Raw genomic sequence first — 14,446 nt, 5'->3', positions numbered from 1 at the left:
CACATTACCACATTACCACATACTCCCAACATCAAGGCAAGATCAAGGCAAGATGAAGGCAACATAGTGGCAGTAGAGTGGCAATAAAGTTGAGGTAATAAAAAAGAGAAGTAAAACTTCTCTTTTTTATTCATCATTTAAGTTTCTTTGAAGTAATCGATTAGACTTATTTGTTCAAAGACATTCAAAACTAGAGATATTTATAGAACAACAAAGATTACAACAAGTACATTTTATAAAAAGAATGTATAATTTATAAATTATACACTTTTAAACGATTAAGTACTTAATAAACGATTTACGATATAAAATAAAGTATTTTAGTAGTAATCAATAGATCTATACCATGAAAAGAGTTCTAGTGTACACATACATACTCTTTCTACTTCCCCTTTTAATAATGGCTAATCAAGTTGATTCCTTAGCCTCAAAAGATAATGCCTATCTAATAGAAAAATTGGATGCATTAATAGATGAAAAGCATCATCCAAATGCGATGATCTATGTGCAAGCGTATATAAGAAATGCTAAAAAAGAAAAGGATAAGCTAAATTTATTTTATGCTTATAAAGAAGGAATCTTTTTTTCAAGTCATTTAAATACTCAAATAGAATATGCAGATAGTGCGATAATTACTGCCCGGAAATTAAAAAACAAAGATTTAATAGCAACAGCTTTATTATCAAAAGGGCTAGCCTATTACAAAGCAAAAGATTATAGAGAGGCGTTACAAAATTATTTATATGCAGATCAGGAGTTAAAATATTCAAAAGACCAATATTTATTACATAAAGTAACATTTAATATGGCAATGATAAAAATCAAATTAAATCAATGTAACCAAGCAGAAGAATTGTTGCTGAAATGTAAAAACTTTTTTCAATCAAAACCAGAGAACAAAGATTACCAAGCCTATTTATTAAATACAATATATCAATTAGCATCTCTCCATCAAGAAGTTGGTAACAAAGCAAAAGCGAAAGAATTGAATCAATTAGGATTAAATAAAAGCAAACTTGAAAATAACGAATTTTTCCATAGATACTTTACGATAAATAAAGCAATTGATGAGTTTTTGAATGATCAATTTGTGACGTCTATTCAATTATTATCAACTAAAGAAGATATTTTAATAAAAACGAATGATTTTAATACACTAACCAAAATTTATTACTACAAAGCAAAGGCATTTGATAAATTGAATAATCAACAACATAAAATAGTATATTTTAACAAAATAGATAGTATTTTCAATGAATACAACTTCTTAGAAATTAAATATAGACCGATATACGAAAACATTTTAGAGGAAACATTGGTAGCTTCTGATACGAACAGACAACTATATGTAATCAATCAATTATTAAAAATGGATGAGTTAAATTATAAGCTAGATGCAGAAATGAGTCAAGTTGTATACAAAGAATATGACACAGTGCAATTGCTCAAATTAAAGGAAAAAATATTGAATAAGTCTCAAAAATTATATTACGTATTGGCAGCGTGTTTTACTGGAATAATAGTATTGATCGTAGGAATTGTAAAAACTAGAAATAAAAATAAACATTTAATCGAAAAGTACAATCTGTTTATTGAAGAATCTGCTCAATCAAGTTACACAGAACGGAGAATATCGATTAAAGATGAAGAGGATTTGAATAAAGAAGCATTTGAAAGTTTACTATTAAAATTTGAAGAATTTGAGCGGGACAGAGAATTTTTAAACCCTAATATAACAGTAGTAAGTTTGGCAAAATCATTTTCAACAAACACCACTTATTTATCAAAATGTGTCAATCAGTACAAAGGAATTAATTTTCCTTCTTACATCAATCGGTTGAGAATAAAATTTATTACTGATTTATTACAAGAACAACCACAATACCTTAATTATAGTGTAGGGGCATTAGGAGAAATAGCAGGTTATATGAATCCAAGACAATTTTCAAATGTTTTTTACAGTGAAACGGGCTTGCGTCCCTTAGATTTTATAAAAATTCAAAAACAAAAAAATAAAGAAAGTATATAATGGTTTATTAGTGTAATTTATTGACATACAAGGGCTAAAAAAGACTTGGCTATTGCTTTAAACAGATCGCTATTGCAACTTTACAAAACCATTGCGCAATGGAGATCAATGTTTAATTTAAAATTATAAAAAAATGGCGAAGCAAAAAGGCTTTTTAAAACTTAGAGGTTCAATCGGAGATTTAAACTTCTACAAATCAAAAGATGGTTATATGGTAAGAGAAAAAAGTTCTATAGACCGTAATACCATAATGAGTGATCCGCGATTTCAGCGTACCAGAGAAAATATGCAAGAATTTAAGAATGCAGGTACTGCTGGAAAAACACTACGAAACGCATTCAATGCGATCATAAAAAATGCAAAAGACAGCAAATTATCAAGTCGTCTCACAAAAGTAATGCATGGTATCCTAAAAGAAGATACTACAAATGCTCGTGGGCAAAGAAATGTACACAAAGGAAATCAATTACTGATGAAAGGTTTTGATTTTAATGCAGGTGCAGCGTGGTTGAAAACGGTATTAATTCCTGTACAAGTAGATATAGAACGTACTTCTGGTGAAACAAAATTTACATTAGAAGCATACAAACCCTTAGATGTGATAATAGCACCACAAGGAGCTACCAATTACCGATTTGTAGCAGCTTCTACAGAAATTGATTTTGAGAAGAACGAATACATTACCAAAACATCGTATACCGATTATTATCCATACGATGAGGTAGAAGTGAATGATGTAGAATTATTGAACAATCTTCCTCCAAATTCAGAACATACAATCGCTTTAGCAATTGGAATCGAATTCTATCAAGAGGTGAATACCGTTTTATATCCATTGAAAAATGGAAGTTTTAATGCGGCACATTTAATCGAAATCAATTTACCATGACGACAATTGTAGTAGAACGAACGTATTATCCAAATGGTACAAATGGTAGCTTATTCCTTAACGATAAGTTTATTTGTTATACTATAGAGTTACCATGGAAAGAGAACGAACCACGCAATTCATGTATTCCAGAAGGATATTATGCAATCCAAAAGAGAAGCTCACCAAAATTTGGTCAACATTTTCTGATTGCAAATGTACCCAATCGTTCATTGATCTTAATTCATCCTGCCAATATTGCAAAAACAGAACTGAAAGGATGTATTGCTCCTGTAACCAAATTAACAGGTGAAGGGAGAGGAGAGTTATCAAGAAAAGCATTTACAAAACTTAAAGCTTTAGTAAATGATAAACTTGATCGTAATCAAAAAGTAAATGTAAAGATTAAAAGTAAACAACATGACAATTATTAATCGCTTTACAGCACCTACACCTAGATTGTTCCAACAATTACGAAATATAGGATTAACCTTAGCTGCAATTGGAGGTGTATTAATTGCTGCTCCTATAGCATTACCAGCAACATTAGTGACCATAGGAGGTTATTTGACCGTGGCAGGAGGAGTAATATCAGCTGTAAGTCAATTGACTGTAAATGATAAAAACCATAGTAATGATGATGAATAATAGTAATACATCGCTAATTGTTGGGACAATAGGAGGAACAATGACAAGTTTGGTAGCGACCATTCAATGGGAACAACTTGTTTATACGATTTGTATGGGAATAGTTGGTGCAATTTGCAGTTATGGAACATCATATTTATTGCATAAGAAAAATAACCCTTACGACGAAGACTAAGCATTTGATTACAAGTGAGATTTGGAAATCTTATTTTATTGATGTAAATTTTAACATCATTCATTTAAGTTTCATTGAGGTAATGCTAATTATTACAGAAATGAAAAATAACGAATTACAAAGAATGGTGATTTATCCGAAAGATGTATCAATTATTACGGGAAAGGGGTATAGGCAAAGTCTACGCTTACTCAATAGAGCAAAGCAGATAATCGGTAAAGAGAAAAAAGACTTCCTAACATTTGACGAATTTTTGATCGTTTTTAAGATGAAATCGTAAAACCAAAAATGAAAAAGGTTCTCAATTTTTTAATTGAAAACCTTTTTCTATATAACATAATTTTTAATAAGTATTATTTCCCGATACAAAACTTGCCAAATATCGTCCCTAATATATCTTGATCCACATCTATTTCACCTGTAATATGTCCCAAATACGTTAAAGCTTCACGGATATCCATTGCTAACAAATCCCCAGGAAGTCCCATGTCCATTCCTTGTTTGATCTTTCCAATTTGAGAAAGTGTGTTTTGTAATGCTTCTAAGTGACGAGAGTTCGTAACGATTGTGTCATCCTGATTTGTTCCTTTCAATTTGATTTGATGAATCAGATTTTCTTTCAATGCTTCGATATTATATTGATCTTTAGCTGAAATTTCTAAATGAACAACATCTTTAAACTCTTGTTTGATAGCATCAGAAATAGCTGATTCGTTATTGTTTACATCAATTTTATTGGCAACATTAAACAAGATTTTTCCTCTACGTTGCAAATCATCTAACTGATTCGCAATTTGATTATCAGCAGTTATATTGGCATCATACAAATAGATGATAATAGAAGCATTGTCTATTTTTTCGAATGTTTTTTCAATTCCAATCCGTTCTATCGTATCGCCAGCTTCTCGAATTCCAGCTGTATCAATAAAACGGAACCCAACACCGTCAATATAAATGGTTTCTTCAATGGTATCACGAGTTGTTCCTTCAATATCCGAAACAATAGCACGTTCTTCGTTTAATAATGCATTTAATAAAGTAGATTTTCCTGCATTTGGCGCACCAACAATAGCTACTGGTACTCCATTTTTGATAACATTTCCAAAAGCAAAAGAATCAGCTAAACGTTTTAAGATGGATTGTAATTTATTCAATAAATCATAAAATTGTGTACGATCTGCAAATTCAACATCTTCTTCAGAAAAATCCAATTCTAATTCCATCAAAGCTGCAAAATTGATCATTTGTTCTCTTAAATCTTTGATTTGATTAGAGAATCCTCCACGCATTTGTTTGATAGCAATTTCGTGCGAAGCCTTAGAATCCGAAGAAATAAGATCAGCAACAGCTTCTGCTTGTGTTAAATCCATTTTACCATTCCAAAAGGCTCTGAAAGTATATTCACCTGGATTGGCATTTCGAATGCCTATTTTATTTAAAAGTTCTAAAACTTTTTGCTGAATATAAATCGATCCATGTGTCGAAATTTCTACGACATCTTCACCTGTATATGAATGAGGATTTTTAAATATTGAGAATAATGCTTCGTCAACAATGGTATCTCCATCCATCACATAACCCAAATGTATGGTATGAGAAGAAGCGTCATTCAAAGATTTAGTTGAATTAAATTTTGATTGATAAATCTGAGCAACTTTAGAAATTGATTCTGGTCCAGAAATACGAATAACCGCTATAGCGCCCATTCCATTGGCAGTTGCCAATGCACAAATTGTATCGTTGTTTAGCATAAGGCAAATTTACAACATAATAAGTTGTTGGAAAATTATAATTTATATGATAATTTTTTAAAATGTAAAAATATTTACTGTTAATATATTAATACTTAAAAAGGGATGTTTTTTAACCTGAACTAATTACTGCTACATCTGATGCTATTAGGAAAGAATTTGAGGATCATGAAATTAAAATTTTTAGTCAAATGGTTTTAATCCTATGATTCTAAATTATCATCAACTTATAAAAAATTAGATTTTGATAGATAATTGGCACACTTTTAGTATTTCTTTTAGAAATTGGAATTTATAATGTCATCAAAGAAAAATTATGCTACAAAAAGAGGTTTTGGAATTGGTAATTTTAGAATTAAATTTGTAGATGTACTTATTGTAATATCTATTTTGGTATTACTTGTAGTAGTATTTAAATAAAAAAAAAGCTTCTTATAAATTAAGAAGCTTTTTTTTATTTTTTAATTTGAGTTATAACTTGCTCTCACTGTAATTTGAGCTGTTTTCTGACGTGATGTTGTATTAAATGATCCACCAGCAGAATACTCTTCATTATCATTTTTACCTGTTATCTGAAAAATACCCAAATCGGCTTGTTTTAATTTTCCTAAACTAGTGCCAGATTTTGTAGCAATATTTTCTGCACGTTGTTTTGCATTTTCAGAAGCTTGTGCAATCAATTCAAGTTTTAAATCTTCTAATTTCGAGTAATAATAATTTGGATTAGATGAACTCAATTCGATGCCTTGGCTAATTAATGTAGAGATTTCGCGCGAAGCTTTTTCTATTTTATCCAATTCTTTCGATTCGATTGTTGCGTCTTGAGATAGATTATAACCAGTAAATTGACTAATCGAATTTCCGTTTGCATCTGTTCCGTACTGAAAATCTTTTGAAATATTTACCGCTTCAAAAACAATTTCTTTTGGATTGATTCCTTGCGAAATCAAAAAGTTTTTGACAACCGTTTGATCAGCTTTTAATTGATCCGAAGCAATGCGCAAATCATAATCTTTACGACTAAAAGTTGCACGCCATTTGACTAAATCAGCATTAAAATCTTTCAAAGCATTTCCAGTAACATTGATCGATTCAGAACTTCTGAATTTGTATTTGTAAGCGTTTCCTAATATACATGTTGCAGCAATTAACCCAACGGCTAAAATAGATGCTACAATAACTGAAAATTTATTCATAGTAATTTGGTTTTCAGTAAATGTACAAAAAATATTAAAGATGTATTTCACTAAAAATAGTGAAATTAAGCAATCAAAATAGGAAATTCTTGATCGATGATAAAGATGATTAAATTACCTTCTGAATAATCAATTGTAACCACATCTTCATTGGCTTTGTTGCGAGTTCCTATACGAGAAAGTAAATTTAAATCTTCATTATTCAATGGATATTCCAAGCCTTTTGTGACAATGTTTTTACATTCAGGAAAGGGGAGAAGCGAAATTGTTCGTCCAAAATAGCCTTCTAATTTCGTTTGTTTTTCTGCGAAAAAATATTGACTATAATTATCGTAAAATAAAATATTGATTTGATCTTTGAAACGATAAGCCGCATTCAAATTTCCAATAAAATGATCTTGTTGACGACCACTTGCTCCAAAAACATCAACATGTTCAAAACCTTTGTTCAAAATGATTTGTAAGGCTTTTGCAAAATCTGTGTCATTTTGATCAGGAGTAGAAATAACTTCTATTTCAGGTGGAAACTGACTGATTTCAAAAGAATCAAAATCGCCCGAAATAACATCGGGCGTTATATGTAATTTTTGTAAATAACGAAATGCACCATCTGTACAAAAAATCATATCATAATTTGATGTATCAGGCAGAATAGTTGGAACTTCGCCATTCAAAAATAAAAGTGCTTTTTTATTCACCTGGAATCCATTTTACTTCTTCGTGATTATTGTCTGTGGCAATTTTTCGCCCTAAAACGAACAGATAATCAGAAAGACGATTCAAGTATTTTTGTAATTCTGGACGGATTTCTTCTTCTTCAGCTAAACCAACTGTTAAGCGTTCTGCACGACGACAAATACAACGCGCAACATGTGCATGAGAAGCTGCTTGATTTCCACCTGGAAGAATAAAATGTGTCAATTGTTCTAATTGTCCTTCCAAATCATCAATCCATTCTTCCAATTGAACAATATCTTCTTCAGTAACGGTTTTCGGAATACGAGGTTTACCATTTGCCAAGTATAATTTATCGACTGGCGTTGCTAATTCAGCACCAAGATTGAATAAACCTTTTTGGATGATGATAATTTCTTCCTCTAATGCTGGATCAATTTCATATGAACGAATTAATCCTAAATAAGAATTTAATTCGTCAACTGTTCCGTAAGAATCAATCTTTAAACTATTTTTAGAGACACGTGTTCCTCCATATAAACCTGTTGTTCCTTTGTCTCCTGTTTTTGTATATACTTTCATGTGATTTCAACTTATAATTATCGAAGATAAGAAAATCTTAAATATTTTTTGGTAAAAGTGGCTTAGTAAAAAAGTGATATCCGATAGCTACGATAACTAAAATAACTGTGGTGATTATCCAAAGTATATTAAAACCATAATCGGTAGCAATGTGAGTTCCTAAAAATGGCGAAACAATAAAGGCAATTGCAGCTGTCATTCCGTTCAATCCCATATAAGCTCCTCGGTTATTTTTTTGCGAACGAAAAGCTGTTACCGTTGACATCAAAGGTAAAACAAGCATTTCTCCAATAGACATTAGTCCAATTGCTAAATATAACATACCTAATGTGTGACTAAATGTGAAGATAAAATAACTAATTGCTGTGACAAATGAACCAAAAACTAAAAGTTGAGTAACTGAAAATCGTTTTTCGGTGTAATGGATCAATAACATTTCGAATACAACAATGATTATTCCACTGAATCCCATTAATAACCCAATCTCTGTTTGTGTTAAATGAACTACATCTTTGTAAAATAATGGAAGTGTATTTAGGATTTGGAAAAATGCAATAGAGAATAATACACAAAATAAATTGAATACTAAGAAAGGTGTATCAGTGTATGCATTACGTTCTTTTTCGACAACTGTTTTATCAGAAATATTTTCTGTAGCAGCATTTCGTTCTTTTCGTCCATTGAAAAAGACAAAGAATACAATTCCTGCAACCAAGGCAGCTCCTGCATTGCAATAGAATAATAAATCGTACGAATAATTAGATAAAAAACCTCCCATTGATGGACCAATTGAGAAACCTAAATTAACCGCCATTCTATTCAACGAAAAAGCACGAGTGATATTTTCTTTCTTAGCATAACGCGTGATGGCAACTGAATTTGCAGGACGAAACATTTCGCTAATAATACTCAAAACAAGCATAATAACAGCAAAAGATTCTACCGTTTTAAAATAAGGTAAAATCAAAAACATCGGAGCACTCAGAAATAAACTGATGGCTTGTACTTTAAAGTTTCCGATTTTATCTGTTATCCAACCTCCAAGCCAAGAACCAATTACAGAACCAACTCCAAAACAACTCAAAACTATTCCCGAGTTTTCTAAAGAAAATCCTAATTCGGAGATCATATAAATTCCTAAAAATGGTAAAACCATCGAACCCATTCGGTTCAACAACATTACGATGGCTAACATCCAAGATTCTTTCGAAAGTCCGCTGTAAGCGTCAATGTAAATTTTTAGAATTTTTTTCATCTCTCAATTTTCTTTTAAATGCTACAAAGTTAAGTTCTTTTTTTTTCAAAAAAATGGTTATTTATCAAGGTTTCTGATATTCTTTGATTACTTTTGAAACCTCTTAAAAATAAATCTTACATCTATGTTGTTTTACAATTTCATTCTTAAGGTTTTAATTGTCATAAATGGGCTTGGAGCGGCGTCTGGATTAGTGGTTGATAAACACCATGTTTACACGATTTCCGATGATAAAGCACATTTGTACGTTTACAATAAAAAGAAAAAAGAAGTGGATAAAGTTGATTTGAATCCAGAAGTAAAATCAAAACATATCACCAAAAAAGATAAACCAGATTTTGAAGCGATTACAAAATTTGACAATCATTTGTACATTCTTGGATCGGGCTCTAAAGAAAATCGTTTCGATTTGATTTCATATAACATCAAAACTAAAGAGGTACATAACGATAATTATAGTTTTCTTTTGGATGAATTTTTAAAGGTTTCAAATTTATCTAAAAAAGATTTTAACATCGAAGGAATTATTACAGATGGACATTGTACATATTTTTTCAACAGAGGAAATGGTCCTGCTGGCGTAAACGGAATTTATAGAGTGGGAGGCAAGATAAATGATTTGAGAGGGAAAACAATTGATTTTTTTCCAATCACTTTGCCTAAAATTAACAATGAAACCACTACTTTTTCAGATGCTATTTTAGTAGATGGAAAAGTTTTGTTTACAGGAACAGTAGAATCTAAAAGTACAACTCAGTTTAATGGAGAAATAAAAGGTTCTATTATTGGTGAGTTAGATTTAGCTAGAATGGAGGTTATACGTTGGCAAAAAATTTCGGATGATAAGAAAATCGAAGGTTTAGCGTTGTATAAAGAATCTGGAAAGAATTATACCTTGTATTTGTGCGAAGATAATGATGATGACTCCAATAAAGCGTCAATTTACATCTACAAATACCAAAAGGAAATCTAATTTTTTGAATAAAGAATTTCGAAATACGGACATCGATTTTCGATTTATTCTTAAAAAATTGTGAAAGTATTTTCAAGACTATTATATTTGTCCGTCAAAATTTATTTATCAATTAAACATTATGCGAGGAAGATGGCTCATTGCAGCATTTGCAATTATTTTAAGTCTCTTGTGTATCAGACAACTAAGTTATACTTGGTACACAACTAAAGTGGAGCATGAGGCGGCGCGCTTGGCGAGTAAGCCAGAAGACGAATCAAGAATTTTAGATAGCTTGGCTCAGCATCCTCTTGATTTGGGAATTATAAAGTACGATTATGGGTATGCCAAAAACAATGAAATCAATTTAGGATTAGATTTGAAAGGTGGTATCAACGTAATTTTACAAGTTTCTGAAAGAGATTTAATCGAGAATTTATCAGCGAAAAGTCAAAACCCTATGTTGGCAACGGCTTTGGATGCGACAGATAAAGCTCAAAAAACAAACGGCAACGTACCTTATGTCGAATTATTTTTTCAAGAATTTGATAAAATAAAAGGAGGAACAAAATACGCAGCTGCAGATTTGTTTGGAAACAAAAACAATGCAGATAAAATTGCGTACAATGCTTCTGACGATCAGGTAAAAGAAGTAATCCGTAAAGATATCGAAGCGAAAGTTGCAACAGCTTATGATGTAATTAGCTCTCGTATTAATCAATTTGGTGTTGTTGAGCCAGTAATTCAACGTTTAGGTGATAAAGGTGATGGACGTATCTTGGTAGAATTACCAGGTGTTTCTGACACAGACCGTGTAAAAAAATTATTACAATCTACAGCAAAATTAGAGTTTTGGCAAGTTGTTCGTCAAGATCCTACTGTTTTACAATACTTTTCTAGCGTTAATACAGAAAAATATAATGTAAAAAATGAGAAAGGACAAACAATCAAAACTTTAGCAGAAGTTATGCAACCAGCTGGTTCTAATGCAAGTTTTGTTGTTAATGTAAAAGATACTGCTGTTGTAAACCGTGTGATGCAAGACAAAGGTTTTGTACCTGGATTACCAGCAAACATTAGAGGATACAAATACTCTTGGGCGAATAAGCCAATGAATTTAGGTAAACAAGCGAATGATAAATCTGCTCCTAAATTATTAGAGTTTTATGTCTTAAAAGGTAAAAATGGAACGCAAGAACCATTAATCGAAGGAGATAAAGTAGTTTCTGCTGCTGGTGAACGTAATCCTGGTTCTCTTACAAATGAGCCTGTTGTTACAATGCAAATGAATCAAGTTGGAGCACAAGAGTGGTCTCGTATTACAGACGAGTTGAAACCTGCAGGTCCTGGACAACCAGGTCAAGGTGTTGCAATTGTATTAGACAATATGGTGTATTCTGCGCCAAACATCAGTAATCAAATTACAGGAGGTAACTCAGTTATTTCTGGAAACTTTACAATTGACGAAGCAAAAGATTTAGCAAACATTTTACAAGCAGGTTCTTTACCAGCTTCATCTAAAATCGTTTCTGCTGAGGTTGTTGGTCCATCATTAGGACAAGAAGCAATCAACAGTTCGTTAATCGCTTTTGGTTGTGCATTTGCATTAGTATTAATCTGGATGTTGTTCTACTACAGCCGTGCAGGTATTTATGCTAACGTTGCATTAATCGTTAACTTATTATTCTTATTAGGATTTTTAGTATCACTTAAAGCTACATTATCTTTACCAGGTATTGCCGGGATTATCTTGACATTGGTAACAGGAATGGATGCGAATATCTTGATTTACGAACGTGTAAAAGAAGAATTAAGAAAAGGAAAATCATTACGTCAAGCAGTAGATTTCGCTTATTCATGGAAAGGTGCTTTCTCTGCAATTATCGATGCCAACTCAACATCATTTATCACAGCATTAATTTTATTCTTCTTTGGTAAAGGTCCTGTTGTAGGTTTCGCAACAACGTTTATGATTGGTATTTTTACATCAACATTTACAGCGATTTTCATTACACGCTACTTTGTAGAAGGACGTTTAGCAAAAGGAAAATCTGTTCCTTTCTATACATCATTTACAGCGCACTGGTTACAAAATATTAAAGTTGATTTATTAAAAACAAGAAAAATCTCTTATGCGATTTCAATTGTTTTAACAGTAGTTGCTTTAATCTCTATCTTCACAAAAGGATTTGATATGGGTATCGAATTCCAAGGTGGACGTACATATACAGTTCGTTTTGATAAACACGTAGATCCACAACAAATTTCTGAAAGTTTGGGTGATGTTTTCGTGTTAGATGGTGAAAAAATGATGCCACAGGTAAAAACGTATGGTGGTCAAAATCAAGTAAAAATTACAACAGCATACAAAGCGGATGAAGACGGAACAAATGTAGATGACGAGATCAAAGACAAATTATATACAGGTCTTAAATCTTATCTACCAGCGAATATGTCAGAAAAAGATTTTTCTGAAGATAATGCTACAATAGGTTTAATGTCTTCTGCAAAAGTAGGTCCTACAATTGCCGATGATACAACAAGAGCTTCTTATATAGCTGTTTCTTTAGCATTAGTTGCAATTTTCTTCTACTTAATCGTGATGTTCAAACGTTGGCAATTCTCATTATCAACTATCATCGCATTAGCGCATGACGTGATTATTGTATTAGGAGTTTTCTCTTTATTCAAAGGAATTTTACCTTTCAATATGGAGATCGACCAAGCGTTTATCGCGGCGATTTTGACGGTAATTGGTTATTCGATGAATGACTCGATTATTATCTTGGATCGTATTCGTGAGAATTTAACAGTTGAGAAAAACCACAACTTGTACGATATTATTAATATTTCTACATCAGAAACATTATCACGTACAATTAATACGTCTTTATCAACGTTCTTAATCGTATTAATCATTTTTGCATTTGGTGGAGAATCAATCAAAGGATTTATGTTTGCGAAATTAATCGGTATCGTAATTGGTACATTCTCGTCTATTTTCGTTGCATCTCCTTTATTGTACGACTTTACTAAAAAAGGTCAAATGAATAAATAAGATTCAAATTTTAAATAAATTTTAAGAAAGCCATCAAAGAAATTTGATGGCTTTTTTTCTTCTACTAAATTTAGATTTTATACATTTGTTTAGTGAATAGTTTAGTAATATACCCAGCGTTTTTAGACTTCCAGGAAGTCGTGATTATTATGGTGGTTGCTGTAGTGATTTTTGGACCAGATAAAATTCCAGAAATTGCTCGTGGTTTGGGAACTGCTGTGCGCAAATTAAAAGAAGCATCTGAAGATATCAAGCAAGAGATTATGAATCCTGTTCAGGATGTTGATCCTACAAAAGAGATTCAGAATACCATAAAAGAGTTAAATCCAATGAATGAAGTCAAAGATTCTTTTGCGAAAATTAATCCAATGGAAGATTTTCAGAAATCATTTGATGAAGTTCGTAATCCAGTAGATGAAATGCATCAAGCTATTCATCAAGACAATACAGTAAATGCAGCGTTGAAAGATGATGCACCAACTATGAAAGCTGTAGATCCTGTACAGGATTTGGAATTGGATGTGCAAGAAACAACAGAACCCGTTATAGAAAATGTGGTTGAGCCAATTGTGGAAGAACCTGCGGTTGTTGTAGAACCAAAATCTGTAGACGAAGCATTAGGTTTAGGCGGATCAGTAAGTAGGTAATGATACAAGATTATTTTGATTGGGACGTACAAATATTTTTGTATTTCAATAATTTAGGGAATGAAAAATGGGATTGGTTTTGGTTATTAGTAACCGATAAAAAAACATGGATTCCGTTGTATGTCATCTTTCTCATCTTACTTTATGTAAAACTTGGTTGGAAAAAAACCTTATTGGCTGGAGTTTGTATTGCACTGATGATAGCGTGTGCAGATCAATTTACAAATATCTTGAAAAATTATTTTCAACGTTTTCGTCCATGTTACACCGAGTCGATTCAAGGATTATTTCGCCCGATAGATTGCGAGGGTAGAGGTAGATACGGTTTTACTTCGGCGCATGCATCTAATCATATGGCGATTGCAATTTTTATTGGAATACTTTTGAGACGCTATTACAAATGGTTACTTTATATCTTAATTGTTTGGGCGTTAATGGTTGCTTACAGTAGAGTTTATGTCGGGGTACATTTCACAGGAGATATATTTTTCGGAACACTAATCGGAATATTTTTCTCGATTCTTTTCTTGAAATTGTATTATTTCTTAGAAAAAAAATATTTGAAGAAGAATTAGATTCATAATAAATAAATACAAAAAAAGTCTATAAC

General features: G+C 31.7%; 14 protein-coding genes. 9 read left to right on the top strand and 5 right to left on the bottom strand.

The features are described 5' to 3' along the window. The first annotated feature begins 400 nt into the window (after positions 1–400). From B4E59_RS12840 to B4E59_RS12820, 5 genes are all read left to right on the top strand, one after another. Positions 401–2,029, top strand: a complete 1,629-nt coding sequence (locus B4E59_RS12840) for a helix-turn-helix domain-containing protein (protein WP_291053372.1) — start codon at positions 401–403, stop codon at positions 2,027–2,029. Between the two features lie 133 nt (positions 2,030–2,162). Further along, a complete protein-coding gene (locus B4E59_RS12835) occupies positions 2,163–2,918 on the top strand; it encodes a hypothetical protein (protein ID WP_221854679.1) in 756 nt (251 codons plus the stop codon). Further along, positions 2,915–3,331: a DUF5675 family protein gene (locus B4E59_RS12830; protein ID WP_291053368.1), complete on the top strand. Its 417-nt coding sequence runs from the start codon at positions 2,915–2,917 to the stop codon at positions 3,329–3,331. The genes B4E59_RS12835 and B4E59_RS12830 overlap by 4 nt, the downstream gene beginning before the upstream one ends. Next, a complete protein-coding gene (locus B4E59_RS12825) occupies positions 3,318–3,545 on the top strand; it encodes a hypothetical protein (RefSeq protein ID WP_291053365.1) in 228 nt (75 codons plus the stop codon). Before B4E59_RS12830 ends, B4E59_RS12825 begins: the two co-directional genes overlap by 14 nt. Beyond that, a complete protein-coding gene (locus B4E59_RS12820; RefSeq protein WP_286496311.1) occupies positions 3,535–3,720 on the top strand; it encodes a hypothetical protein in 186 nt (61 codons plus the stop codon). Before B4E59_RS12825 ends, B4E59_RS12820 begins: the two co-directional genes overlap by 11 nt. 353 nt (positions 3,721–4,073) lie before the next feature. On the opposite strand, the gene mnmE is transcribed toward B4E59_RS12820, so the two are convergent. The 5 genes from mnmE to B4E59_RS12795 all read right to left on the bottom strand — a co-directional run bounded on the left by mnmE (position 4,074) and on the right by B4E59_RS12795 (position 9,179). After that, complete coding sequence (mnmE, locus tag B4E59_RS12815) at positions 4,074–5,471, bottom strand: tRNA uridine-5-carboxymethylaminomethyl(34) synthesis GTPase MnmE (protein ID WP_115000468.1); 1,398 nt, start codon at positions 5,469–5,471, stop codon at positions 4,074–4,076. 461 nt (positions 5,472–5,932) lie between these two features. Next, positions 5,933–6,667: an SIMPL domain-containing protein gene (locus B4E59_RS12810; protein WP_115000467.1), complete on the bottom strand. Its 735-nt coding sequence runs from the start codon at positions 6,665–6,667 to the stop codon at positions 5,933–5,935. Between the two features lie 65 nt (positions 6,668–6,732). Next, complete coding sequence (locus B4E59_RS12805; protein WP_291053360.1) at positions 6,733–7,365, bottom strand: thiamine diphosphokinase; 633 nt, start codon at positions 7,363–7,365, stop codon at positions 6,733–6,735. Further along, the gene (locus B4E59_RS12800; protein ID WP_125350685.1) at positions 7,358–7,924 is read right to left on the bottom strand and encodes a cob(I)yrinic acid a,c-diamide adenosyltransferase; all 567 of its coding nucleotides are present in this window, start codon (positions 7,922–7,924) and stop codon (positions 7,358–7,360) included. Before B4E59_RS12800 ends, B4E59_RS12805 begins: the two co-directional genes overlap by 8 nt. A 37-nt stretch (positions 7,925–7,961) precedes the next feature. After that, positions 7,962–9,179: an MDR family MFS transporter gene (locus B4E59_RS12795; RefSeq protein ID WP_219034569.1), complete on the bottom strand. Its 1,218-nt coding sequence runs from the start codon at positions 9,177–9,179 to the stop codon at positions 7,962–7,964. Between the two features lie 124 nt (positions 9,180–9,303). Between B4E59_RS12795 and B4E59_RS12790 the strand changes: the two genes are divergently transcribed. The 4 genes from B4E59_RS12790 to B4E59_RS12775 all read left to right on the top strand — a co-directional run bounded on the left by B4E59_RS12790 (position 9,304) and on the right by B4E59_RS12775 (position 14,411). Further along, positions 9,304–10,152 carry a DUF6929 family protein gene (locus B4E59_RS12790; RefSeq protein WP_291053357.1) on the top strand — a complete coding sequence of 283 codons (849 nt, stop codon included), beginning with the start codon at positions 9,304–9,306 and terminating at the stop codon, positions 10,150–10,152. A gap of 121 nt (positions 10,153–10,273) precedes the next feature. Then, positions 10,274–13,189 carry a protein translocase subunit SecD gene (gene secD, locus B4E59_RS12785; protein ID WP_291053354.1) on the top strand — a complete coding sequence of 972 codons (2,916 nt, stop codon included), beginning with the start codon at positions 10,274–10,276 and terminating at the stop codon, positions 13,187–13,189. Positions 13,190–13,281: 92 nt separating this feature from the next. Beyond that, a complete protein-coding gene (locus B4E59_RS12780) occupies positions 13,282–13,836 on the top strand; it encodes a twin-arginine translocase TatA/TatE family subunit (RefSeq protein WP_236688155.1) in 555 nt (184 codons plus the stop codon). Beyond that, positions 13,836–14,411 carry a phosphatase PAP2 family protein gene (locus B4E59_RS12775; RefSeq protein ID WP_291053351.1) on the top strand — a complete coding sequence of 192 codons (576 nt, stop codon included), beginning with the start codon at positions 13,836–13,838 and terminating at the stop codon, positions 14,409–14,411. The genes B4E59_RS12780 and B4E59_RS12775 overlap by 1 nt, the downstream gene beginning before the upstream one ends. Positions 14,412–14,446: the final 35 nt, after the last annotated feature.

Origin of the sequence: Empedobacter sp. UBA2044 (assembly GCF_002333005.1) — a bacterium.
Taxonomy (GTDB): Bacteria; Bacteroidota; Bacteroidia; order Flavobacteriales; family Weeksellaceae; genus Empedobacter; species Empedobacter falsenii_B.
Note: the sequence above shows the minus strand (reverse complement) of the source record. Positions and strands in the feature narration are given on the sequence as shown.

What these genes read in the sequence shown, in the direction of transcription:
- B4E59_RS12840 (WP_291053372.1), top strand. Translation starts at nt 401, where the DNA reads ATGGCTAATCAAGTTGATTCCTTAGCCTCAAAAGATAATGCCTATCTA.
- B4E59_RS12835 (WP_221854679.1), top strand. Translation starts at nt 2,163, where the DNA reads ATGGCGAAGCAAAAAGGCTTTTTAAAACTTAGAGGTTCAATCGGAGAT.
- B4E59_RS12830 (WP_291053368.1), top strand. Translation starts at nt 2,915, where the DNA reads ATGACGACAATTGTAGTAGAACGAACGTATTATCCAAATGGTACAAAT.
- B4E59_RS12825 (WP_291053365.1), top strand. Translation starts at nt 3,318, where the DNA reads ATGACAATTATTAATCGCTTTACAGCACCTACACCTAGATTGTTCCAA.
- B4E59_RS12820 (WP_286496311.1), top strand. Translation starts at nt 3,535, where the DNA reads ATGATGAATAATAGTAATACATCGCTAATTGTTGGGACAATAGGAGGA.
- mnmE (WP_115000468.1), bottom strand. Translation starts at nt 5,471, where the DNA reads ATGCTAAACAACGATACAATTTGTGCATTGGCAACTGCCAATGGAATG.
- B4E59_RS12810 (WP_115000467.1), bottom strand. Translation starts at nt 6,667, where the DNA reads ATGAATAAATTTTCAGTTATTGTAGCATCTATTTTAGCCGTTGGGTTA.
- B4E59_RS12800 (WP_125350685.1), bottom strand. Translation starts at nt 7,924, where the DNA reads ATGAAAGTATATACAAAAACAGGAGACAAAGGAACAACAGGTTTATAT.
- B4E59_RS12795 (WP_219034569.1), bottom strand. Translation starts at nt 9,179, where the DNA reads ATGAAAAAAATTCTAAAAATTTACATTGACGCTTACAGCGGACTTTCG.
- B4E59_RS12790 (WP_291053357.1), top strand. Translation starts at nt 9,304, where the DNA reads ATGTTGTTTTACAATTTCATTCTTAAGGTTTTAATTGTCATAAATGGG.
- secD (WP_291053354.1), top strand. Translation starts at nt 10,274, where the DNA reads ATGCGAGGAAGATGGCTCATTGCAGCATTTGCAATTATTTTAAGTCTC.
- B4E59_RS12775 (WP_291053351.1), top strand. Translation starts at nt 13,836, where the DNA reads ATGATACAAGATTATTTTGATTGGGACGTACAAATATTTTTGTATTTC.